This window comes from uncultured Nostoc sp. (genome assembly GCF_964247315.1).
In the GTDB taxonomy this organism is placed as follows: domain Bacteria; phylum Cyanobacteriota; class Cyanobacteriia; order Cyanobacteriales; family Nostocaceae; genus Nostoc.
Genome location: NZ_CAXTTT010000015.1, coordinates 56,711 through 75,664, shown reverse-complemented (window position 1 = coordinate 75,664; position 18,954 = coordinate 56,711). Strand labels below are relative to the sequence as shown.

The following is an 18,954-nucleotide window of genomic DNA, read 5'->3' as shown; positions in this document are numbered from 1 at the left end:
CTCACATCAAGTTATGTAAATTGATTTTTTACTGCTTGTGAGAAATCCGGGTTAATTAGTTGATACACTTGTTCTTCATTAGCCCAGGGAACCAGCGCCTATGGTGCACATCAAGCGCGTGGAACTTACGAACTTCAAATCCTTCGGTGGCACTACTTCTGTCCCTTTGCTACCGGGGTGTACTGTCATATCTGGGCCAAATGGTTCGGGTAAGTCTAATATCTTAGATGCACTGCTCTTTTGCTTGGGACTCTCTAGTTCTAAGGGAATGCGAGCCGATCGCTTGCCGGATTTGGTAAATAACACTCAAACGGCTAAAGGACGTGCTTCGATTGAGGCTAGCGTCACGGTGACATTTGATTTGTCGGATGAAATCTCACATAAAGACGCAAAGGCACAAAGGGAGAAAGTAGAAGAAAAAGTAGATGAAGATCAGGAGAATTCCCACTCCCCACTCACTACAGAGGCAATTAATGGCGTCTCTCCCGACTCCCCAACTGAATGGAGTGTTACTAGAAGGCTACGAGTCACTCACCAAGGGACTTACACATCGAATTACTATATCAATGGCGTACCTTGCACGTTAACAGATTTGCATGGAGAACTAAGTAATATACGGGTTTATCCTGAAGGCTACAATGTAGTGCTACAAGGGGATGTCACCAGCATTATCTCGATGAATGGGCGGGAACGGCGGGAAATTATTGATGAATTGGCTGGAGTGGCGGCCTTTGATCGCAAAATTATCCAAGCCAAATCAACTTTAGATGAGGTGAAGGAAAAGGAAGATAGCTGTCGGATTATTGAAACTGAATTAACTGCACAACGCGATCGCCTTTCCCAAGATCGGGCGAAAGCTGAGAAATATCAAAAACTCCGCACGGAATTTCTAGCAAAACAATCCTGGGAAGCTGTTTTATCATGGCGATCGCTACAAGCACAACAAGAAAAGTTAGTTCACGAAATTCAAACAGGCGATCGCAATTTTAGTGAACTCACTACCCAACTCACAAACCTAAATTCTCAAATCGTTCAAAAAACTGCTGAACTGGAACAACTCAATGCCCATGTGAAAGCATTGGGAGAAGAGGAACTTTTGGCGGTACAATCTACCCTCGCCACCCAAGAAGCAGAACGTAAACAACTCCAGCGTCAGCTAACAGAATTAGAAACAGCTTCCCAAGAAACTGCCAAACGTCTGGCTCAAACTCAGCAAGAGATTCAAAAACACCGTCATTCCCTAGAAGAAATTGCCGAAACACAGATTGTAGAAGGGCAATCTATTGTCTATTGTCAGCAACAAAGGGATGAAACACAGCAAGCGCTACAAATTTCCCGCGAAGCAGCAGCAGAAATCGCCTCGGCTTCAGAAGCCTGGGTGCAACAACAAACAGCATTCAACCGTCAAATTGAAGCTTTGCTGCACACTCTAGAACCGCAACGCACGGAACAAGCACAACTTAGAGAACGCAATAATCAGTTACAGCAGGTTATCCAAGAGCAAACCCAGTTAATTGAACGCGACGAACCGTTATTAGCAGAAAAACAAACTCAGTGTAGTCGAGTTGAAACGGAATTTAACGCCTCTAGCGAACCCATCCAAAATTTAGCCCAAAATCTCTCAGCCACAGAACAAGAACTGCAAATTCAACAGGAAACCCAAAAACGGTTACTTTCTGAACAACGGGAAAAACAACGCCAGTTGGATAAAATAGAGGCGCAAACGCAGGCACAGCAAGAAGTTCAAGGAACCCAAGCTAGTAAAGTTATTTTACAATCGGGAATGCCTGGACTTTGTGGCTTAGTTGTGCAATTAGCAAAGGTGGAACCTCGCCATCAGCTAGCTTTAGAAATGGCTGCTGGGGGACGCTTGGGACATATTGTGGTGGAAGATGATAGTGTAGCCGCAGCCGGGATTGAATTGCTCAAACAGAAGCGGGCAGGGAGGGCGACTTTTTTACCGCTGAATAAAATTCACGCTCCCAAATTTACTCAAGATGCAACGCTGCGTTTTGCTAGTGGTTTCGTTAACTATGCTGTTAACTTAGTCGATTGCGATCGCCGTTACAAAGATGTATTTAGCTATGTTTTCGGTAATACAGTAGTTTTTGCCAGCCTTGAGGCGGCGCGGAAAAATTTAGGACTGTATCGCATCGTCACCTTAGACGGGGAACTTCTGGAAACTAGCGGTGCAATGACTGGTGGTAGCAATACTCAGCGTTCGGCGTTGCGGTTTGGTACAGGTGAAGCAGCAGAATCTGATGAAGCGATCGCCTTAAAAACTCGCTTACTGGACATTGAGCGAGTTTTAGAGCGTTGTACCGAGGCGATCGCAACTTTGTCAGCCAGAACCAAAAAACTGACCCAAGAATTAACAGAAGCGCGTCAAACACGGCGAGAACAGCAGTTGCAATTGGAGCAGTTGCAAAAAGATATTAAGAGTTTAACAACGCAGTTAGAAGGGACGCGATCGCAACTCGTCCACAATAGCGAAAAGTTAGCCACTGCTCAATCTCGATTGGAAATTTTGGAGCGGGAATTACCTGGGCAAGAAACTCAGTTGCAACAATTGCGACACGCTTTAGCAGAGTTGGAAGCATCTCAAACCCCTAGTGAATGGCAACAAATCCAAGCAACCATTAAAATTCAAGAGCAACAATTGCAACAACGGGAAACAGCGTTACGGGAAGCTGAACAAAGATTAAAAAATTTAGAAAATCAGCAACAACGTTTGCAAGAAAAAATCCAAGAAGGTGAAACGCGAATCACAGAATATGAAACCCAACAAATCTCTTGTAGAGACGCGATTCATCGCGTCTCCACACAAATCACAACCATAGACGAGCAAATCACCCAAACCCGCGCCAACCTCAGCCTTATGGAGCAAAATTTGGGAGAAGAGAAACAAAAACGCGACGCCACAGAACAAGAAGTGCGATCGCATCTTTTACGCCAACAACAATTGGAATGGGAAATCCAAAAACTCCAAGAAACTCAAGAGAAGCGCCGCGAGGAACTAATTGCACTGCAAACTCAATTACGGGATGTGGGAGCAGAATTACCAAATCCCTTGCCGGAAGTTCCAGATAAAGTAGACTTGGAAGAATTGCAGAAAGAATTGCGATCGCTTACCAAACGCTTACAAGCAATGGAACCTGTAAATATGCTGGCGTTGGAAGAATACGAGCGCACTCAAAACCGTCTCCAAGAACTCACGCAAAAATTAGAGACACTAGAAGGAGAACGCACCGAACTACTTTTACGGATTGAAAACTTTACCACATTGCGGCAACTTGCCTTTAAAGAAGCTTTCGATGCTGTCAACGAAAACTTTCAATCAATTTTTGCCATCCTTTCCGACGGCGACGGCTATTTACAACTAGAAAATCCTGAAGATCCCTTTAGCAGTGGGCTAAATTTAGTCGCGCACCCCAAAGGCAAACCAGTACAGCGCCTAGCTTCCATGTCTGGGGGAGAAAAATCACTCACAGCCTTGAGCTTTATCTTTGCCCTGCAACGTTACCGCCCATCGCCATTTTACGCCTTTGACGAAGTAGATATGTTCCTAGATGGAGCAAACGTAGAACGATTAGCTAGAATGATTAAACAACAGTCACAACAAGCGCAATTTATAGTTGTGAGTTTGCGTCGTCCGATGATAGAATCAGCCGAACGCACAATTGGCGTTACTCAAGCACGAGGAGCTTACACTCAAGTTTTGGGGATTAAGTTACAATCATCCAATACATCTGCTTGAGTTTTTGTTAATAATAGTGTATAGATAAACCACGTAATGTGTGACTTTCTCTCAAATTTAACCCTGAACCCCTTTCTACCAGGGAAAGAGAGCAAAAATCAAAGCCTCTCGTTCACTGGGATACAGGAATGGAAGTGGGGTTACAAGAATAAGTTGCACGTCGCGTTAAACCGGATTCGAGATCAGGACTCGGTATAGAATGACCTCCGAACAGATAATTAGGCGTTCCGACATATTAAATACCCAGGTGATTACCCGCGACAACGGCAAGCGGCTAGGCATCATCAGTCAAGTCTGGGTTGATATCGATCAACGAGAGGTTGTGGCTCTTGGTTTGCGAGACAGCCTGATCTCTATTTCGGGCATACCGCGCTATATGTACCTCAACAACATCAGCCAGATTGGTGATGTCATTCTGGTTGATAACGAAGATGTCATTGAAGATATCGATGTTGAATCTCTCAGTAATTTGATTAACTGGGAAGTAATTACAGAAACAGGTGAAGTCTTAGGCAAAGTTCGCGGCTTCAAGTTCAACGGTGAAACCGGAAAGCTTGAATCTATAGTCATTGCTTCTTTAGGATTGCCCCAAATTCCCGATCAATTTGTCAGTACTTACGAGTTCTCAGTGGATGAAATTGTCAGCACTGGCCCCAATCGGTTGATTGTGTTTGAGGGAGCCGAAGAACGAGTAAACCAGTTGACAGTTGGTTTACTAGAGCGGCTGGGTATCGGCAAAGCACCGTGGGAGCGAGATATAGAAGAAGAATACGGCTATACTCCACCGCGCCAAGTTGCACCAGGTAATCAACTACCTAGTGGAGTGCCATTGCAGCCACCCAGGCAAAAAGTTCGCGCTCCTGAACCCGTAGCGCGGGAAGAAGAATGGAATGAAGACTATGTGGAAGAAGAAAGGCCACAGCGTCAGGTAATGAAAGCGCGGCAGTATGAATCTATTCAATACGAAGAAGATGAGGAAGAAGATAACTGGAGCGAGGCAACGGGCAACGACAGGTATCAACAACCGCAGCCGCTAAAATATGAAGCCCAGCCCTATAGCAAACCTTATGTTGACGAATACGATGATTATGACGACGTAGAGGGCGATGCTTGGGAAGATGCGCCGAAGCCTGTGAATATTCCTAAGAAAGTCAAGGAAAGACAGCCAGAATACGAAGAAGAAGGCGGATATTAAGTAATTCGTAATTCGTAATTCGTAATTCGTAATTTTCGGCTTAAATGATGAATTATATCAAGTTGTGAGACATAGTATTATTTGCTTGAAAGCTAGTCCAGCAGTGCTTGATTCTAAACAATACTAACTTGGGCAACTTGGTATTATAGCCGTAGTCACACAGATTAGGACAGTATTGATTGCTCAAAGTTTTGAAACAACTGGGTTTTGACTCAGCACTCAGCTATATTCCTCAGATAAATTCAGCCCTCTCCTTGCAAGCAAGGAGGGGGCTAATTTTTTATCTACCAAAATCTCATCCTGGTAGGAGACTGATTTCGCTGTTGCTCTTGGCGCATCACCACTGAGGATTTGCCATAATTAATGCTGCCGCCTGAGAGCTATCTAATGGATAGGAGAAAAAATATCCCTGCCCATATTCACAGTTCAACTTTCTCAACATTGCTAGTTGTTCTTCTGTCTCCACCCCTTCGGCGGTCACATCCACACCTAATTTGTGCGCCAATGTAATAATTGTCTGAACAATATCTAAATTTCCATCATCAAAAATGCTCCCGCTAACAAAAGAGCGGTCTACCTTCAACTGATTAATTGGAAAGTGGTGGAGACGACCTAATGAGGAATAGCCCGTACCAAAGTCGTCAATTGCCAACTTAATTCCTAAATTTCTCAGTTGCTTTAGCCTGATGATGGCTTTATCATCGTTTTCCATAATTACGCTTTCTGTAATCTCCAGCGTCAAACTCGGTGCGGTGAGTCCAGTGTCTTGTAGAACTTTATTGATGTGCAGCAGCAAGTTTTCTTCACTGAACCTAGTACTACAAAGATTGATACTAATGCTCAAGCGAGACTTAGGCACATCCCCATAGCTAGAGGAGAATTGCTCTTGCCACTGCTGTATCTGACCACATGCCTCATACAAAACCCACTGCTCAATAAGGATAATTAGCCCGGTTTCTTGGGCAGTTGACATGAAATACTCTGGCAAAACAATGCCGTGTTTTGGATGTAGCCAACGCACAAGCGCTTCAAAACCAGTTATCCTGCCGCTACTGAGTGACACTATCGGTTGATAATAAACCTGAAACTCTTGAAGCTCAACGGCTCGGCGTAGCTCGTTAATCAACTCCAAGTGTGCCATTGCTTGAATATGCATATCAGTGTTAAAAATCTGATAGCACGTCCTGCCTTGTGTCTTAGCTCGGTACATCGCAATATCGGCGTCACGCAAGAAGTCTTCTGGTTCTTTGTAACCTGTCATGCTTAAGGCAATGCCAATACTTGCTGTAGTAAAAACTTCTTGCCCGCCTAAAATCACCGGAAGTGCCAGTTTCTTTTGTATTCGTTCAACAACTGCTACCACTTCTACTGCATCTTTAATTCCCACCAGCAAGATGATAAACTCGTCTCCTCCCAGCCGTGCAGCTATATCTATAGCGCGCAAGCATTCTTGAAGCCTTTGAGCTACAGTAAGCAATAATTGATCTCCCAATGCATGTCCCAGGCTGTCATTGATCAACTTGAAGCGATCTAGGTCTAGAAACAAGACAGCAAATAGATAATCTGAATGCCGTTTAGAATAATTGACCGCATCTTTTAAGCGGTTCATAAATAAAGCGCGGTTTGGCAGGCCCGTTAGTACATCGTGAAGCGCAAGGTGCATCAGTTGTGACTCAGCTCGTTTACGCTCTGTAATTTCACTCAGCAATTGCTGATTTGCTTTTGCCAGTTCCTCTGTGCGTTTTGCCACTCGTTCTTCAGCTTGTTTAGCTTCGCTGATATTACGCAGCATCCAACGGCAGGCTACTAACTTTTCTTGTGAGTCATACACTGGAGATGCCCTGACACTAGCAGGAAAGGGCCTACTGCGCTGTGGCTTTAGGTCAATTACCCAGTCCTGTTGCTGCTGCAAATTATTTATCTGGAAGCGAAAGAATCGGCGATCTTGTTGAGCAATAAACACAATTAATGGTTTACCTACCAGATATTTTAGGTGCACAGAGAACATGGTTGCTGCTGCATTATTAGCTTCTAGGATCTTCCCTGCGGTATCAGTTACTAAGTAAGCATCCGGCGCAAAATCGAATAATTCTTGGTAACGCTGGCACTCTTTCTCTGCTGCTGCTCTTGTTACCTCTAGCTGCTCAGAGGCAACTAATAGTTCTTCTATTGCTATTTGGATTTCATCGAAAACTGCTATTATTAGCTCTTGGTGTGAGTTCGGTTGAGTTGCAGTGCGCTGCCATATTCCCCTTACCCGCGATCGCAATTCCTCTATCTGCTGGCTAAAGTTATCTATATCCATGTTGCTCGAACTGCAAAATTATGAAGCGTGGGTATAAGTAATAGTCAAATCTAAATACAAGTATTAATAAATACTAAAAAACTTGTCTCTATAGCAAGATATACTTTTAGTACTAATACTACTTCTCTATGTATACATTATTTTCACTTGAACGCTACAACAGTTTGTAACTAATTAGTGAACTTATTCAGAAACTCGCCAAAAACTGCTAGCGTCAAACAAAGTAAAATATTGTTGTGGATCTTCGAGCTTGAAAACCCGTTCTAATTATTGGCAACTGCTGCCTTATATCCGACTCCAGTGGCAAACGATCACCAAGGGACTGATTGGTATATCTGGATACGTACTAGCAACATTAGTGTTAATTAATCTCGCCGGTAAATTGGCAACTCCCTTTGCCCAAGGTAATGTAGTCGCGATCGCTCAAATAACTGGCAGTTGTGCCTTAGTATTTCTGGTAAGAGGCTTGTTTCAGTCTATACAAGATATGTATATGGCGAAAGCTGCTTTGCGAGTTGCTTTTCATCTCCGCCAGCAAGTCTATACCCATCTCCAAAAGCTTAATCTCAGCTATTTTGAAACGGCAAAAGCAGGTGATTTATCTTATCGGCTTACCGAAGATGTTGACCGCGTTGGCGAAGTCGTAAATAAAGTATTTCACGACTTTATACCCTGTATTTTGCAGTTGCTAGCAATTCCGATTTACATGATTTACCTGAATTGGCAACTGACACTAGCAACAGTGATAGTTGCACCGCTAATGGGTATTTTAGTTGGCTGGTTTGGTGAACGCTTGGGCAAGTATTCCTTAAAAAGTCAAAATCGCGTGTCGGGTTTATCAGCCATCCTCGCGGAAGTTTTCAACGGTATTCGTTTAGTACAGGCTTTTGCTGCCGAAAATTACGAAATTGCTCGCTTTGGCCATGAAGCAGAACGCAGTCTCAAAGCAAAATACTCAGCCGAACGCCTGAAAGCGATTCAGATTCCCATTATCGGATTTTTTGAAGCCTTAAGTGCGTTATCGTTACTGATTGTGGGAGCGTGGCAAATTTCCCAAGCTCACTTGACAGTGGCGAATTTTTTCAGTTATTTGGCGGCGGCGGCGCTATTAATCGATCCCATTGGTCACACTACTAATAATTACAACGAATTTAAGCAGGGTGAAGCATCTGTTGACCGCGTTTTTGAATTGATGGCAATTCAGCCGACGGTAATCGAAAAGATAAATGCGATCGCTCTCCCTCCAGTTAAGGGCAAAGTAGAATATCGTCATATTTCCTTCGCCTATAAACCAGGTGAACCTGTCTTAAAAGATATCAGTTTATTGGTATCGCCAGGTGAAGCGATCGCTATTGTGGGTGCTTCTGGTGCTGGTAAAACCACATTTGTGAATCTCTTACCCCGTTTTTACGATCCTGAAGTTGGTCAAATCTTCATCGACGGTGTTGATATTCGAGATGTGAAGCTGCATAGTCTGCGGCGACAAATTGGGATTGTTCCTCAAGAAACCATCATGTTTTCGGGGACGATTGCTCAAAATATCGCTTTTGGACAAGATATTTTTGAGATAAAAGCAGTTAAAGAGGCGGCGAAAATTGCTAATGCCCATCAGTTTATTAGCCAACTACCAGAAGGTTATAAGACTTGGGTAGGCGAACGTGGGGTAAACTTATCTGGTGGACAAAGACAAAGAATTGCGATCGCTCGTGCTGTTTTGCTCAATCCCCAAATCTTGATTCTCGATGAAGCGACATCAGCATTAGATTCCGAATCAGAAGCACTAGTACAGGAAGCGCTGGAAAGATTGATGGAAAAACGGACGGTGTTTATTATTGCCCATCGTTTATCGACAGTTAGAAGGTGCGATCGTATTTTAGTTTTTGAACAAGGACAAATTGTCGAATCGGGAACCCATGAAGAATTATTAGCTCTAGAGCGTCGCTATGCGCGGTTTTATGCGCAGCAGTTTAGTTAAAGGCAGGGGATGTAGGGGAGGCAAGGGGAGCAAGGGAAGAAGAACTATTGATTATTGTTCAATGCCTAATGCCTAATACCCAATGCCCCTTATTAACTATCTCCTAGACTGAATTGCCTCGATTAACTCATAAAACGGTTGCCAATTATCTTCCTGAGCAATTGATTCCCAAATAGATTCAATTACTGGTCTTGATAATACCGTTTTCGGATTATTAACAGCTAGAGTTTGAGCGATTATATCGGTGCGATCGCTATCAAAATCGTTCAAAATTTGATGGTAGAGTATGCACCAATCATCAAATATTCCTGACGCACCGGGTACTGGCACAATATCTGAATTATCCATTACAAAACCTGGTTCATCTCGCCATTTAGATGAAAAAGTACGAGCCATCTCATAGAAGAATTGGTGATAACCAACTTGGCTCTCTTTCAAAAATTCAATCGTTAGATTCAATAGTTCCACTGTTTTTGAATACGGCAAATCCTCAAAACCTAACTTTTTCAACATCAAAAAACTGTATTCAGCTTCATAATACTCATCAAACCTTTCTAATGCAGCTTCCATTTGGCCTTTATCAATAATTGCCTTTAAAGGTTCCTGAAGCATTTGTAAATTCAAGTGGCAAATACTTGGTTGATTACCGTAACAATAACGTCCATAATAGTCAAAATATGCAGCTATAAAGGATGGGTTATAAGTCGGGATAAACGCATAAGGGCCATAGTCAAAACTCTCTCCAGTAATCGACATATTGTCAGTATTTAGGACTGCATGACAAAAGCCAGCCGCCATCCACTGTGCGACTAGTTCTGCAACTCGTTTAACTAATTCGGCGTAAAACAGGACATATTTATCTTGTTCAGCACTTAAGTGTTGATAATACTGCTCAATTACATGGTCTAAGAGCTTCTTAGTTAAATCTGGACGCTGGAAATAGTGCAGTCGCTCAAAAGTGCCAAACCGAATATGAGAACTGCTCATTCTAATCATCACAGCTGAACGGGTAGGCGAAGGTTCATCGCCTCGCCAGAGTGGTAAACCTGTTTCAATCATGCTCAGACAGCGCGAAGTACGTACACCCAAGTAGTGCAGCGCTTCCGCAGCCAGAACTTCCCGCATCCCACCTTTGAGCGTGAGCATACCATCGCCACCACGGGAGTAGGGCGTTCTCCCAGAACCTTTAGTGCCAAAATCGTATAATTCGCCATCATTGGCGCGTACTTGCCCGTAGAGAAAGCCTCTACCATCACCCAACTGTCCGTTATATTCACCAAATTGATAGCCGTGGTAACGCAGAGCCAACAAGGGTTTGCGTCCCTGAAATTGACCAAAGGCTGCGATGAAATCTTCGTCTTTGACTACTTGTGGGTCTAGACCGAAACGGGGCAATAGTTCATCGTTACGCCAACGCAGGAGGTGTTGGGGAAATTCAGCTGCTGCAACCTCATCGTAGTAGTCGCCGCCTAGAGATTCTAAGGCAGTTTCGTAGTTGAGGGTGAGAAAAGGATTGCTAGAATTTTTGTCGTTTGGAGTTTCAGCCAGAGTCATTACGAGCAAAGCTAATTCATTCTTCCTTTAATACTACCTCTGGCTTCAGCATCATCAGCATAGACGCAAAAAGCGATCCATATCTAAAATATGGCAGCGCTACTATCAAAATCGGGAACGCTTCAGCAGGCAAAAGTAACCTACCTTGAAAAACGTGGAATTGAAGCAATAACGAAACATCCTACAGTAGGCGTCTCCTCTCCCAAAAGGAGAGGCTATGCGAAGCAGAGCATCTCGTAAAGAACGGAGAAGACCGCACTGACTCATTTGTATTTTATGACACTTTCCGACCGATGCAATTCTTCTTTTTAAATTGACTAATGACCCAAAACTAAAGTTTTCATTTATAATTCTTTCGCCCTGCCTTCTTTTAAAATAAATAAAGTTTTGCACATTAAAAAAAGATAAGACTGGCTCAACCGAAGTTTGGATAAAATCCGCCAGTCTTGCAAAACTTAAACTTAATTAAATAAAACTGATTTTTTATTTTTTAATTGGTTGTGATGTTGGTGAAGCAATTCCTACTGGTTTTGATGTTGTTTGTGATACTTGTGAAGCTAGAATTTTTTTCACTTGTAGGTTATAAGTTTGCAAAATTGATTGAACCTGTTTCTGTTGATCTTGATTCAGATCCAAAGATTTTAAAACTATTCTGATTCTCTGACGAGATTGCAATGCCGCCTTAAATTTAGTATCTTGGGATGGGTTTAATAGAGCCTCAATATCCTTATCTCTTTGCTGGCGAGCCACTTGGATTTGTAGGCGCTGTTGAGTTGTGAGTTTGATTGGCTGATGTGATGCAGCACTAGTCTGAGTTTTTAAGACTGGTGTACTGGCGGGATTTGGGACTGGTGCTGCCAAGACAACTCCGTTTAAGATGGTAGCAAAAGCGAAGATAGTAGAAAAGACAGATAAGCGCTTCATAGAATTAATGAGCATTTTAAAAAACTCCTCAACTATTTAAGAAATTGGACACATCGGCTAAAGCCAACTTTAATAACTAAGCCTGGTAGTGAACAAATATTACTATTGCATTTGCTTGTGGAGTTGTTGTGTAGTTATTATGAATTTGCTATGAATTTGTAGATATTTACAACTCATATATTAAATTTATTAAATTCACTCTCAGATAGATATTATACTATTAATAATAGCTGCCAAAATGGGCATTTTTTATTAACTAAAATAAATATTTAAATAAATTTTAAACCTAATTTTCTTATATAGATTGACTAAATAAGGTTGATGGATAGCAAGTTTAAATAAATTAATTTCTCAATAGGTGTAGTCGATAAATAAAATAAAAACCTTGATACAAACTCTCAGTAGGTTTTAAAAATCAGATGCTTTCCAATGAGGATTTGTAAGACTTGTCAAAATATGATCTTCCCATTGCCCATTAATTAACAAATAGTCTCTAGCATATCCTTCAACGACAAAATCGAGCCTTTTGAGTACATTGCCACTGCGCTGATTGTGAGGCATATAATTAGCCATGACTCGGTGAAAATTTAACTCTTGAAATAGATATTGAATTGCAGATTTTAACCCCTCTGTCATATATCCTTTACCTTGTTTATTTTCAGCAAGGCTGTATCCCACATAGCAAAAATGAGCGGCTCCTCGGACAAAATTACTAAAATTAACCGTTCCAATAACTACGGTAGGATTTTTTTTGGTAAAAATAAATAGTTTTAACGATTGCCCATTGATAAATTCTAGAAAACTATTCTCTATCTGATATTGCCAATATTCTTCAGTGAAAAAACCATCAGCCCAGAGAGGGTAAAATGGAGTGAGATAAGTTTTGTTATCAATAAAGTATTTGAGAATTTGGGGTATATCTTCATGGATCGCTGCTCGTAATAATAGGCGATCGCTTGCAATTATTGGCAGTTCTGATATCATAAATTATTTAATGGGTGGGATCTCTTCCCAGAACATTCTCTAAATTTTATAAATTCTCTCATAACCTGCGTTTACAGCAGCAGTTAGATTAGCTGTCTCATTATTACGACTTACACAAGTGTCATAGCTTTTTCATAAATTTGTTAAAAGTTAAGAGTCAATAATCCTGAATCTATGAGTATTTTTGCTCTTAATCTGTCATTCAACCAAAATCTTGATAAGCTGATGTCTAATATCTAGAGCGGAAGGATTGAGAGCCGATGGGTGATAAAGCACAGTGCGGGGCATAACTTCGATAAAATCACTTTGCCCAAACGCTGTACCACAGCAGATTTAAGTAAAAGATAGCTCTTGATTAATCCAGTCTACAAGAAGGATAGTAATGTGGTGGGAATACGCTACGATTGGCAGGAATTAGAGATTAGGGCGATATACAACACGCCTTTGCTAGAGCTTATTTATCAAGCTGCTAGCGTGCATCGCCAATATCATGACCCAACAAGAATACAAGTTTGTAAGCTGATATCTATCAAAACGGGAGGTTGTCCAGAGGATTGTAGCTACTGCGCCCAATCTTCCCGTTATAAAACAGAGGTAAAGGCGCAAGCACTTCTAGAAAAAGAAACAGTAGTTAACATCGCCCAAAAAGCTAAAGAAACTGGTGTTAGTCGCATCTGCATGGGTGCTGCTTGGCGTGAAGTGCGGGATAACTCACAATTTGAGGAAGTCCTGGAAATGGTCAAGGATGTGACTGCAATGGGTTTAGAAGTGTGCTGCACTCTAGGTATGTTGACGGCAAATCAGGCTAGGAAATTGTCAGAAGCGGGACTTTACGCCTACAACCATAACTTAGACACCTCGCAGGAATATTACAGTACAATTATTACCACAAGGACATATAGCGATCGCTTAAACACAATTGAGAATGTCCGTCAAACAAATGTCACTGTCTGTTCTGGCGGTATCTTGGGTTTGGGCGAAACTGTCGATGACCGAATTGGGATGTTACAAACTTTGGCAAACTTACATCCGCATCCAGAATCCGTACCAATTAATATTCTCTCCCAAGTACCGGGCACACCCTTAGAAAATCAGCCTGATGTCCCCATTTGGGATATTGTGCGGATGATTGCCACAGCCAGGATTTTAATGCCGGCTTCCGATGTGCGTCTTAGTGCCGGTAGGGCAAGACTTTCTCAAGTTGAGCAAGCTTTCTGCTTTATGGCAGGAGCCAATTCTATCTTTTCCAGCGATGATAATAAGATGTTGACAGTAACAACTCCTTGTCCAGATTATGATACTGACCGAGAAATGCTGAATTTACTTGGTTTGGGAATGCGTCCGCCTTCCCAAAGACAGGAGAAGGTAGCAAGTCCGGCTGTTGTAGGATAAATATCTGATTGTGGGATGGGCCTTTCGGCTATCCCACAATAAATAATTGGATATTTTTTACTTGAATTCCCTAAAGAGGTGTCAATAAAATCAACTGCTGTTGCAAAAGGGTTCTTACCACATCCAATCCCAGTTCTACATTTGTCAATATCTCTGCAACTGTGGAATTTTTATCACATCTTTGCATAAACTCAAGCTCTGCTACAGATAAATTAACTATCTGGTAATCGTAATTAAAGAAACATTGACTGGGAAATCCCTCAATACAAGGATTCAGTTCGGGAATCGCTGCCAGTAGAGCTTTATCCTCTGACCAGTCAGCTTTGATTAAAGGAGGCCGACCGAGGAAAAACTCATAATGAGTCACTTCTGGGTCTAATAATTCTATCAGGCGATAAAGCTGGCGATCGCTCAGTTCTTTTGCCCGTTCTACTAACTCTGGTGCTTTACCTAAAAGTCTCTCTAAATCCCAAAAACTCGGATTCGAGAAACCAATAAATTCCAATCCCGAAGCATCAATTAATTCAAACAGCGTTTCAATGTTATAGTCAATTTCTTGGGGATGAACATACATATCAGCAAAATATTCATCCTTATTGTTTTCTAGTGACCAACGTTGTTTATCGTATTTGACAATTCGGTTATTTTCTGGTAAGGAGGCGAATATTTGTCGCCCAACTTGGACACCATCGCGATAGTCGCCTTTTTTGTCGCCTTGAATAAGTGCGATCGCTTTTTGCATGAGTTGAATTTCCCAGCGCCCCAATTCCCCGTACACAAAAATGTGCATTAAGCCGCCTAGGGCTAACTTCTTCGCCAAGGCTTGAATACCACGAATGGGATCGGGGGTATGATGCAAAACGCCAACGCAGTTAATTAAATCAAACTCACCCGGTAACTGTTCCACGTCAAACAAGCTGAGGTGATGAAATTCAACGCGGGTAGCCCCTGAACGCTGACAACGTTCTTTGGCTACAGCTAAAGCACCTGTACTGAGGTCAATTCCCACAACAGAAGCTTGAGGATTAAGGTGAACCAAGTACTCTGTACCCACACCAGTACCGCAACCTGCATCTAAAATCCGAATATCTTGCCTTTGGGGTTTTTGACCTGTGCAGAAGTTATGAGCGGCTAGCCAATTCCAGCGCCAGTTGTAGCCTGGAGGTGGTTCATCCAACAGGGCTTCCGGCGGAAAGGGGTAGGTATTGTAGAGTTTGGCAACAGCAGCACTAACAGTTTGGGAATCGGACATGATGAGGAATAACGCAGCATTTCTGAGTTTAGCGGATAGTGGCTAATTAAAGCAAAGATTACTATTGCTTATTTACTGCTATTTATCCAACAGCAAAGTCAGTAAATTCGCGTTTATAAGGAGCATGAAATCCTAATACAATATCTTCTTTAGGTACACCAGCAGCAATTAATTCGTTAGCGATGCCGATTTCTGTACCATCTCTTTGTATCCAAATTTTTTTGTCTTTGATATCAACATGAATGATAACTCCATAAATTCTCCGTTGTTCTTTCCAGCCAATATTTAAAACTTGATAATGATGGCGTTCTGCATCAAATAGCAATTGAACCTCCGTGCCATTAGCCACGTCATTAGCGGAATGGTTACTTAAAATGTCTTGAATGATTTGAGAGTAATTTATTCCTTCCATAAAACAATGTCCTGACTTAAGGAATTAAATATTAAAAGTTTAATTTGATATTCTTTTAAAGAATCTTGAATAAATTGACGTGAGAAAAAGTCTTGGTATGTATCTTGGCTAATAGCTAGATATAGAATACGTTCTGGTTCTTCTTTTTTTAATGCTAGCCGATAATTTAAGGTTTGACCTAAAGCGAGATGAAATTCCGTTACTTCAGATGTACCTACAAAGGATTTAATTTCTACAGCTATTTTTTGACCTTGTTTTTGTGCTGCTAATAGTCTTTCTGCTCCTAAATCCACAAAAAATTCAATGTCATCAACTTTCAGATGCAGTGGATCATGGGTAATCATCCAACCATCTTTTTCTAAAGCAGTGCGGACAGATTGATGGAATATATCTTTAGATGGCATAGGTATTGTAAAGTCTGGCAACAACAGCGCTAACGGTTTGGAAGTCTGACATTTCAGGAGCAATATTGCAGCAATTCTGAGTTTAGCGAATGCTGGACACTTCAGGTAGACAAATAATTGCGATCGCCATCAGCCCATATATTTTAAGCAGGAAAGTTGTTTCAGTAAAAACACTAGTGTTTAAGTATTTATTAGCTAATAAGATTTAGTTGTAATTTTGTATAATAATTTACTTAACCAGGAGTCTTCAATGGCTGTAGGAATGCCTGAATTCGTTGAAAATCCAGAAAATCGTTGCCCTGTAATTCTGTTGCTCGATACTTCTGGCTCTATGTCAGGTCAGCCTATCCAAGAGTTAAATCGAGGACTTGCTGCTTTTAAAGCAGATGTACTAAAAGATTCCCAAGCATCGCTGAGTGTGGAAGTGGCTATGATTACATTTGGCCCCATAGTTAAACTCACGCAAGACTTTGTAACGATTGACCAATTTACACCGCCTATATTGGAAGTAGGTGGTTTAACCCCAATGGGTGCGGCGATTGAGTATGCTTTGGATTTTCTAGAAAACCGGAAACAGACTTATAAAGACAACGGTATTCTCTATTATCGCCCTTGGGTGTTTTTGATTACAGACGGAGATCCAAATGACTCCTGGCAGTCAGCCGCGCAAAGGATGAGACAAGCAGAAGCACAACGCCGACTGTCATTTTTTGCGGTTGGTGTACAGGGTGCTGATATGAATATCCTCAAACAAATTTCTCCACCTGAACGTCCACCGATTATGCTAAATGGCTTAGATTTTCGTGAGATGTTTGTCTGGCTTTCTGCTTCGATGAAACGGGTTTCTAGTGGCAAAGTGGGGCAAGCTGTAGCTTTACCGGCTATGGGATGGGGTCAAATTACTAGTTAGAGGAAATTTTGTGGATTGGAAAGCTGTTGCACGTTCCGAGATTGGAACAAGTCATCAAAAACAGGGGATAGTTTGTCAAGATTATGGGCATTATCGCATCTTTGATAATGTGATTGTAGGCGCTGTTGCTGATGGAGCTGGTAGTGCTAAACATTCTGATAATGGTTCTAAGTTGGCAGTAGAAACAGTACTCAAATGCTTTTCTGATATTAATGAATATCCTCAGAAGCAAGATTCTCAACCACTGTCCAAAGAAGAAGCTCAGAAACTGTTTGCTGAGATTGTGAACCAAGTTATTACAGAATTATATAATCAAGCAGACAAAGAAGATTATTCTGTCAATGATTTAGCTTGTACGTTATTAGTTTTCGTGGCAACTCCTGACTGGTTTGCAGCTATGCAAATCGGGGATGGATTTATTGTGGTGCGTTCTCAAGAGTCAGAATATAAACTGTTGTTTCAGCCAGATAAAGGTGAGTTTGCTAATGAAACAACTTTTATTACCTCAACAAATGCACTAGAAGAAATGCAGGTAGAGGTTATTTCCCAAAAACAAGAGTTTATTTGTGCTTCCACTGATGGACTAGAAAAAGTTGCAATTCGCTTGAGCGACTGGAAACCCTTCCCACCTTTTTTTAAACCTTTGGAGGAATACTTGCATGAAAGTGTTAATCCAAAGGAGGATAAATATCTGACGGAATTCCTCAATTCTGAACGGCTAAATTCTCGCACTGATGATGATAAAACTTTACTTTTGTGCTTGTTTGATAGAGAGTAGAATTCGATGACAGTTCTCACCTGTGCCAGTACGGGTCAATCGATTACTCTGCTGGGTGAACCAATAGCTGATAGTGGTGAAGGTAAAGTTTGGCGAACTAATCGCAATGGTTACTTAGCAAAAATTTACCACTCGCCAACTCCTGAGCATGTGCAAAAGTTGGCGGTGATGATAGCGCACCGACCCAAAGAGCCAAACTCTCATCTCAATCATATTTCTTTTGCTTGGCCTAAGTCGGTACTGAAAGATGCTCAGGCTAATTGTGTGGGCTTTTTGATGCCGGAAATTCAGGAGGGAAAAGAACTTATTGATGTTTACAACCTCAAGCGCCGTAAGACTTTGAAACTTGATGTTGATTGGCGTTTTCTCCACACAACGGCGCTGAATATCGCTTCAATTATTGAAGCAATTCACATTTCTGGCTATGTTTTAGGTGACATCAAGCCGCAAAATATTCTTGTAAACGATCGCGCCTTACCTTCAATTATTGATACTGATTCTTTTCAGGTTCGGAATCCGAAAAATAATAAGGTTTATCGTTGTCTAGTTGGTTCAGAGGGCTTTACACCACCAGAACTGATTGATAAAGATTTTTCTAGCATCGATCAAACGGAAGTACACGATCGCTTCCGGTTAGCAGTGATTATCTATCAGTTGTTGTTTGGTGGTGAAAGTCCTTTTGCAGGAAAGTGGATAGGCGCGGGGGAAACTCCAGAAACTAATGAACTTATCCGCCGGGGTTTATGGCTGTATGCACCAAATAGTTTGATTCAACCTGTAGAAAGGACAATTCCTCTTGAGATTGTTCACCCAGAGGTTCAGCGATGTTTTCTCAAATGCTTTAACGATGGTTATAAAAATTCTAACTTGCGCCCAACTGCTGGGGATTGGGTAAAGGCGCTCAGACTTGCTGTTAATGAGTTAACTATCTGTGGAAAGGTAGACAGCCACTATTACAGCCGAAATTATGGTAAGTGTTATTGGTGCGATCGTTCTACAAAACTTGGTGTTGATATATTTCCTGGGTTTGTTAAAAAATATACTTCTTACAAAGATAAAGATGCCAATACCTACATCAAATCAGGAGTTGCCCGTTATAACTTGGGAGACAA

At 41.7% G+C, this 18,954-nt stretch carries 14 protein-coding genes; 7 read left to right on the top strand and 7 right to left on the bottom strand.

Annotated features, from left to right (window positions below; all coding sequences use genetic code 11):
- Nucleotides 1-100 precede the first annotated feature (100 nt).
- Together smc and ACFE93_RS07220 are read left to right on the top strand one after the other, a co-directional pair.
- Entirely contained in the window at nt 101-3,757 is a 3,657-nt protein-coding gene (gene smc / locus ACFE93_RS07225; RefSeq protein ID WP_375472670.1) for a chromosome segregation protein SMC, read from the top strand.
- 199 nt (nt 3,758-3,956) lie between these two features.
- Entirely contained in the window at nt 3,957-4,952 is a 996-nt protein-coding gene (locus tag ACFE93_RS07220) for a PRC-barrel domain-containing protein (RefSeq protein WP_375472669.1), read from the top strand.
- A 337-nt stretch (nt 4,953-5,289) separates the two neighbouring features.
- Here ACFE93_RS07220 and ACFE93_RS07215 read toward each other — a convergent pair whose 3' ends face one another.
- The gene (locus ACFE93_RS07215; protein ID WP_375472668.1) at nt 5,290-7,257 is read right to left on the bottom strand and encodes a putative bifunctional diguanylate cyclase/phosphodiesterase; all 1,968 of its coding nucleotides are present in this window, start codon (nt 7,255-7,257) and stop codon (nt 5,290-5,292) included.
- 250 nt (nt 7,258-7,507) lie between these two features.
- Between ACFE93_RS07215 and ACFE93_RS07210 the strand changes: the two genes are divergently transcribed.
- Nucleotides 7,508-9,232 carry an ABC transporter ATP-binding protein gene (locus tag ACFE93_RS07210; protein WP_375472667.1) on the top strand — a complete coding sequence of 575 codons (1,725 nt, stop codon included), beginning with the start codon at nt 7,508-7,510 and terminating at the stop codon, nt 9,230-9,232.
- A gap of 96 nt (nt 9,233-9,328) precedes the next feature.
- Here the strand turns inward: ACFE93_RS07210 and ACFE93_RS07205 are convergent, their stop codons facing one another.
- The 3 genes from ACFE93_RS07205 to ACFE93_RS07195 form a co-directional block, all read right to left on the bottom strand.
- Nucleotides 9,329-10,786 (bottom strand): YdiU family protein, encoded by a 1,458-nt coding sequence (locus ACFE93_RS07205; RefSeq protein ID WP_375472666.1) that lies wholly within the window; start codon nt 10,784-10,786, stop codon nt 9,329-9,331.
- A gap of 483 nt (nt 10,787-11,269) precedes the next feature.
- Nucleotides 11,270-11,725 (bottom strand): hypothetical protein, encoded by a 456-nt coding sequence (locus ACFE93_RS07200; protein WP_375472665.1) that lies wholly within the window; start codon nt 11,723-11,725, stop codon nt 11,270-11,272.
- 393 nt (nt 11,726-12,118) lie between these two features.
- The gene (locus tag ACFE93_RS07195) at nt 12,119-12,694 is read right to left on the bottom strand and encodes a GNAT family N-acetyltransferase (protein ID WP_375472664.1); all 576 of its coding nucleotides are present in this window, start codon (nt 12,692-12,694) and stop codon (nt 12,119-12,121) included.
- Nucleotides 12,695-13,078: 384 nt separating this feature from the next.
- On the opposite strand from ACFE93_RS07195, the gene bioB reads away from it, so the two are divergent.
- Nucleotides 13,079-14,086: a biotin synthase BioB gene (gene bioB, locus ACFE93_RS07190; RefSeq protein ID WP_375472672.1), complete on the top strand. Its 1,008-nt coding sequence runs from the start codon at nt 13,079-13,081 to the stop codon at nt 14,084-14,086.
- Between the two features lie 70 nt (nt 14,087-14,156).
- Here the strand turns inward: bioB and ACFE93_RS07185 are convergent, their stop codons facing one another.
- The 3 genes from ACFE93_RS07185 to ACFE93_RS07175 form a co-directional block, all read right to left on the bottom strand.
- A complete protein-coding gene (locus ACFE93_RS07185) occupies nt 14,157-15,338 on the bottom strand; it encodes a methyltransferase domain-containing protein (RefSeq protein WP_375472663.1) in 1,182 nt (393 codons plus the stop codon).
- Between the two features lie 82 nt (nt 15,339-15,420).
- Nucleotides 15,421-15,750 (bottom strand): XisI protein, encoded by a 330-nt coding sequence (locus ACFE93_RS07180; protein ID WP_335088203.1) that lies wholly within the window; start codon nt 15,748-15,750, stop codon nt 15,421-15,423.
- The gene (locus ACFE93_RS07175; protein WP_375472662.1) at nt 15,738-16,154 is read right to left on the bottom strand and encodes a XisH family protein; all 417 of its coding nucleotides are present in this window, start codon (nt 16,152-16,154) and stop codon (nt 15,738-15,740) included. The genes ACFE93_RS07180 and ACFE93_RS07175 overlap by 13 nt, the downstream gene beginning before the upstream one ends.
- Before the next feature lie 250 nt (nt 16,155-16,404).
- On the opposite strand from ACFE93_RS07175, the gene ACFE93_RS07170 reads away from it, so the two are divergent.
- The 3 genes from ACFE93_RS07170 to ACFE93_RS07160 all read left to right on the top strand — a co-directional run.
- The gene (locus ACFE93_RS07170; protein ID WP_375472661.1) at nt 16,405-17,064 is read left to right on the top strand and encodes a VWA domain-containing protein; all 660 of its coding nucleotides are present in this window, start codon (nt 16,405-16,407) and stop codon (nt 17,062-17,064) included.
- Between the two features lie 10 nt (nt 17,065-17,074).
- The gene (locus tag ACFE93_RS07165) at nt 17,075-17,842 is read left to right on the top strand and encodes a PP2C family serine/threonine-protein phosphatase (RefSeq protein ID WP_375472660.1); all 768 of its coding nucleotides are present in this window, start codon (nt 17,075-17,077) and stop codon (nt 17,840-17,842) included.
- 6 nt (nt 17,843-17,848) lie between these two features.
- Nucleotides 17,849-18,954: helix-hairpin-helix domain-containing protein (locus ACFE93_RS07160; protein WP_375472659.1), on the top strand; the 1,106-nt coding region annotated here is incomplete at its 3' end.